The sequence below is a fragment of the Streptomyces sp. NPDC012474 genome (assembly GCF_042955185.1).
GTDB classification, from domain to species: domain Bacteria; phylum Actinomycetota; class Actinomycetes; order Streptomycetales; family Streptomycetaceae; genus Streptomyces; species Streptomyces cahuitamycinicus.
The window spans coordinates 1-5,121 of record NZ_JBIBEP010000036.1 but is presented as its reverse complement, the minus strand read 5'-3'; the positions used below and the strand labels follow the sequence as shown (position 1 = coordinate 5,121).

The 5,121-nt window shown below is 68.9% G+C and carries 3 protein-coding genes; 1 reads left to right on the top strand and 2 read right to left on the bottom strand.

Going from position 1 to position 5,121, the window contains the following annotated elements:
* Positions 1 to 168 precede the first annotated feature (168 nt).
* Complete coding sequence (locus ACFY9S_RS39590) at positions 169 to 2,511, top strand: right-handed parallel beta-helix repeat-containing protein (protein ID WP_391138824.1); 2,343 nt, start codon at positions 169 to 171, stop codon at positions 2,509 to 2,511.
* 237 nt (positions 2,512 to 2,748) lie between these two features.
* Here ACFY9S_RS39590 and ACFY9S_RS39585 read toward each other — a convergent pair whose 3' ends face one another.
* Both ACFY9S_RS39585 and ACFY9S_RS39580 read right to left on the bottom strand, forming a co-directional pair.
* Positions 2,749 to 3,144: a nuclear transport factor 2 family protein gene (locus ACFY9S_RS39585; protein WP_391138822.1), complete on the bottom strand. Its 396-nt coding sequence runs from the start codon at positions 3,142 to 3,144 to the stop codon at positions 2,749 to 2,751.
* A 968-nt stretch (positions 3,145 to 4,112) separates the two neighbouring features.
* Positions 4,113 to 4,841, bottom strand: coding sequence for a hypothetical protein (locus tag ACFY9S_RS39580; protein ID WP_391138821.1), 729 nt, complete (start codon positions 4,839 to 4,841; stop codon positions 4,113 to 4,115).
* Between the last annotated feature and the right edge of the window lie 280 nt (positions 4,842 to 5,121).

Sequence of the window (5,121 nt, the reverse complement as noted above, 5' to 3'; positions counted from 1 at the left end):
CGCGGGGCATTACCGGCCACCCCCCCCCCCCCCCCGCGGGGGGGGGGGGGGGGGGGTGTGTGGGGGGGGGGGGGGGGGGCCCCCGGGGGGGGGGGGGGGGGGGCCCCCCCCCCCCCCGCGGGTCGGCTGCATGATCCCTGTCCCATACACACGTCGGAAGCGAAGTGGATGAGCCAACACAGAGTGACCGCAGGCGTCATGGCGGCGGTAACGCTGGCTGCTGGGCTGATGGTCAGTGGTACGGCGGAGGCGGCAGCAGCGTGCACCTTCTACGTCTCCGCGTCGGGCAGCGACGGCAACGCCGGAACCTCACCGGATCGCCCCTGGGCGACCTTGGAACGGGCGCGGGACCACATCCGACAGCACGAGCTCAACAAGGACATGCGGGCCGACCTCCGCGTCTGCCTGCGCGGGGGCCGGCATACCCGGACGGACACCTTCGACCTGACCGAGGCGGACTCGGGTTCCAACGGGTTCAAGGTCGTCTACCAGGCGTATCCCGGTGAGACGCCCATCGTTGACGGTGGTAAGGCCGTCACGGGCTGGAAGCGGGTAACCGACCAGCCCTACTTCGTGGCCGACGTACCGGAGTCGGCGGGCTACGCCGACTACTTCCGGCAGCTCTACGTCGGCGGCCGGCGGGCTCAGCTGGCGATGGGCAAGGGCATCGTGGGCAACGGCTTCTTCGACGAGGCATCGATCCCCAACCCGCCGGCCAACCCGGAGCGGCCGACCCGCTCCTACGACGGCGTGCAGTTCCCGGCGGCCGGCGTTCCGGCGTACACCAACGTCCGCGACATCCGGCTGCTGCACATCGCGATCGGCTTCAAGATCGACTACTTCCCCGTCGCGGACATCAGCGCGAGCGGCGCCAACAAACGGGTGCGCCTGGCGCAGCCGCACTTCCAGGCGCGACTGAACCGCGACGACGGCTTCTCGCTGGACTACGACGACACGTTCTACGTGCTCAACGCGTTCGAGGAGCTGGACTCCCCCGGCGAGTGGTACCTGAACCGGGCGACGAACAAGGTGTACTACTACCCGCGGGCGGGAGAGGACGTCAACCAGGCCGGGGCGTACGTGCCGGTGGTGGAGACGCTGGTGAACGTGGCCGGGTCCAGCCCGTCCGCGAAGGCGAGCGCGATCGAGTTCGACGGCATCACGTTCGAGCACGGCAACTGGCTGCTGCCTCGCGACCGGTTCATCGGCGGCTCGCAAGCGGAGGCGCAGTACGCGGACGACCCCTTCAAGGATCCGAACCAGGACGGCTACGGCGGCGAGGTGCCCGGTCAGATCAAGCTGACCAACGCCCGAGGCATCACCTTCACCGACAACACCGTGCGCAAGATGGGCAGCGGCGGACTGCAGCTGCTGACCGGAGCGGAGGACGTCACCGTCACCGGCAACCTCTTCCACAACCTGACCGCCGCCGGGGTCATCGCCGGCCGGTGGATGGACGTGCACGTCGACGGCGCCCAGCGCACCAGGAACGTGACGATCAGCAACAACGTCGTGACCGACATCGGTGACGACTTCTTCCCGGCGACCGGGATCAGCCTGATGAACACCTACAACGTGGCGGTCACCCACAACCTCGTCCACGACACCGCATACATGGGCTTCCATCAGCGCAAGGCGGAGGAGACCAGCCTCCTCGACGGGGTGGACGGGATCGGCAGGACGACGTTCAGCCACAACGAGGTGTACAACGCCACGTCCAAGGTGTCCTGGGGGGTGCACGACTCTGGGGCCGTCTACTCGTTCGGGTCGTGGCCGGGCAGCGAGGTCAGCCACAACTACGTGCACCACTCGACGTCGACCGCGAACTACTACAGCGACAACCAGAGTCACCAGACCCGCTGGGACCACAACGTCGGAAAGGGCGGGCGGTTCGACTTCTCCCCGCGTTACCGCCGGCCCCTGTCGGTGTACGCGTCGCACAACTACACCGACTTCGCCGACAACTGGCTCAGCGGGGCCATCTACGACGGCGACGGGCGACCGCACGTGGTGACAGACGGTGCGTGGCCGGCCGAGGCGCGGACCATCATGAACCAGGCGGGTCTGGAACCGGCGTACGCCGCGCTGCGGTGGAAGGTGCCCAGGGAGAACCTGGCCGACCACTCCACCGTGTCGCAGCGCAGTGCCTGGGACAGCGGCCTCGGCAAGCTTTGGGACGGCGTCACCGAGACCGGCGAGGCCGGCTCCAACGTGAACGAGTCCTGGGTGCAGTTCGATCTCGGTGCCGACTACGAGCGGTTCGCCTTCACCATCCAACAGGACAACTGCTGCACCTGGATGACCAGCCACTGGAAGGTGCAGCGGTGGAGCGCCAGCCAGAACGCCTGGATCGACATCATGCCCTACCAGGCGATCCACACGGCGGCGCCGGTCGTCTACCGGCCGCCGGCCGATGTCGCCACCACCAACATCCGGCTCTACGTGCGCAACAGCAACCAGAACGGAAAGGTCGGCGTACAGGAGTTCAGCGCGACCGGCGTGCGTAAGTAGCGGCCTCGACATCACGCGGCGGCGTGGCGGCGGCGGGCGGGTGCACCGGGTCGTGCGCCTGCCCGGCCGCCTTCCGTGGAATCAGGAGTTGGCCGCGCAATTCCAGGAGGTCCAGGCCTGACCGGGATGAACCGGCGATCGCGGAGCGGGGGTTGAACCGCCTGGCGGAGCAGGCCCGGGCCGACCCCGGGGCTCCACCGGGGCGGCCGGCAACGCCCCCAGGGCCCGGGCCGTTCCCTACTTCCCCCAGAATGCGTCCTCGGCCGCCTGGTCGCCGGAGAACAGCCACATCTCGACGATCTTCCCGTCCTCCAGGCGCAGCACATCCACCCCGTCCATGCTCATGGACGAGTCCCCGCGCCGGCCGGCGAAGTGGATCGAGGCGGCCACCATGTCGCCGTTGCCCATCAGGGCATGGACCACGTCGATGGTGAAGCTGCCCTGGCTGGCCTCCATCATCCCGCCGAGCATCGCGAAGACCGCGTCACGCCTCTGGTGCTCACCGGAGAACCGGTTGCCGCCCGGCTGATGCCAGACGACCTCCTCCGCCAGAAGTTCCCCCACCCGGGCCAGATCACCCTTCTGGATCGACTCGAAGTACTCACGCGCGATGTCGACGTTCCTGCTGCTCATGACCATCTGCTCCTTACGTCCCGGACATCGGGACAAACGGCACTGCTGTTTGCGAGTTGAGTTCGTAACCCGGCCGGCACCATCCGGGACCGGCCACATGCCGCACGCGGCATGTACCGGGCCTCACCGGAAGCGGGCGGCATTGCGGGCGCCGACCGATTTACCGAGGACGGTGGAGACGTCCCTTCCATGGAAGCGGCCCACCCTCAGGCGATGCACCAGAGGTCGTCCTCACCGCCCTTGCCCGCGGAGAAGAGCCAGACCTCGGCGATCCGGTCGCCCTCGACCCTCGCTCCATGGCCGCTCACTTCCTCGGTAAGTGCGTTCCGCTGACGCCCATACTCACCACCAGTAACCAGTCACCTCAACGTAACCAATGGCGAGGCGTGTCGCACATCACACCTATCGGTGTGCACCCGGTCAAGGGACCGGCAGGGATCGCCCTTGGGCCTGTCTGATCCCGGTCGTCCTCAGCCCTAGGGCTCGCCGGCCGTCGCCACATACGGCAGAGCGCGGTACAGGCCGGCCTGTGTCGGGCGACTCCGTTGGCGACGATGCCCGTTACCGCGGCGCAATCCTCGGTGCTCACGGCGTCGACGAACCGGTTGCGCCGGCAAGCGTGGAGGCGAGGTCCATGATCGATACTCGTCAGTGGTCATCGCTCGGCGCCGACCTGTGCACTGTCGCGAGCTGCGCACGAAGTTCGACGGGGTCCCCCAGGCCCTGCCAACACGTCCCACAGATACCAGGTGGCGATGCCTGGAGGACTGCGTTTACGCAGGTCCGAGCCCCATGAGCTCGTTGATTGAGGACGTGCCGTCAGCCGAGGCGGTCATGCTTCGCAGCAGTCGGCCCCATCAGAGGCGCGCCAGGCTTGGGCGTCGCGGTGGTGCCCGGCGCCGGGCGGGCCGCTGCGATCGCAGGTCGGTGTCCGGCGCGACTTCACGTCGTGAAGCGGTTGAGACGCTTTACGGATGCGTCGATGTCGGCGGGGTCAAGAGCGACGGGCGATGCCCTCGGTCAGGAGCGGAGAGGCGGCAGGAACGCACGACGGCGACCACGCATGCAGACACAAGCCCGGCCAGCCAGCCGCCGAGTCCGCTCAGGGCGTCAAGGGCTGACCCCCCTCCCTCCGCACCGCGCGGCGGCACCCGCCCCTCCACGTCGTGCACGACGGCGATCACGTCACCAGGCCGGGTGGTCTGCTCGCAGCCGCGCCAGATACGGACCTTCATGGGGACGCCGTCCCGGTCGATCACCGAGCAGAGGTAGCGGCCACCGCCCCGGGCATCCGCAGAGGCGCCTTCAACGGAGACCACCACCACGGACTCCGCTCGCCCCCGCTCCGCCAGCACGAAACCCGCCGCGGCCTGGGGCGTCTGGAGGGCGAGGCCGACCGCGAGCACCACGACGGCACCGACCAGCGCACGTCCTGCCCGCACCCCGCACAGGTACAGGGCGAGCAGGGCGGCGCACACCAGACCGCCCTCACCGACGGCCAGTCCGGTGATCCCGTACCAGGCACCGGCGACCGTACTGCCGATGATGGCGACCGCTGCCACACACCCGGCCAGGATTCCCTTCGCGGCCAGCCGGAGCGGCGGCGCCCCGACGAACTCGGCCGGCCCCCACACCATGCTGCGCAGACGCTCCATCAGGTGCGGTTCCGCGGTCGTGGAGTGCTGTACACGCGGCATGCGTGCCACCCCCTTCCCGTCTCGTCTGCGACTCCGCCATCCTGGTGCGCTCGAGAACGCTCCGCACTGCCCGGTGCCGGACAGGCACGCACCGTCCGCATTGCCGGGATCCGGCAGCAGGGCCGGCTCCTTCCCGATTCCCTTGCATTATGCAAAACGGTCGGCGGGGTGAGAAGGACCACCCACGCGCGTCAGGCGTCTCCGGCCGCAGGAACGTCCATCGCCCACCCCAGCGGGTGCGACTCCGTGTCGTCCTGGGCCGGAGCGAGAGGCTCTCCCC

What these genes read in the sequence shown, in the direction of transcription:
- ACFY9S_RS39590 (WP_391138824.1), top strand. Translation starts at nt 169, where the DNA reads ATGAGCCAACACAGAGTGACCGCAGGCGTCATGGCGGCGGTAACGCTG.
- ACFY9S_RS39580 (WP_391138821.1), bottom strand. Translation starts at nt 4,841, where the DNA reads ATGCCGCGTGTACAGCACTCCACGACCGCGGAACCGCACCTGATGGAG.
- ACFY9S_RS39585 (WP_391138822.1), bottom strand. Translation starts at nt 3,144, where the DNA reads ATGAGCAGCAGGAACGTCGACATCGCGCGTGAGTACTTCGAGTCGATC.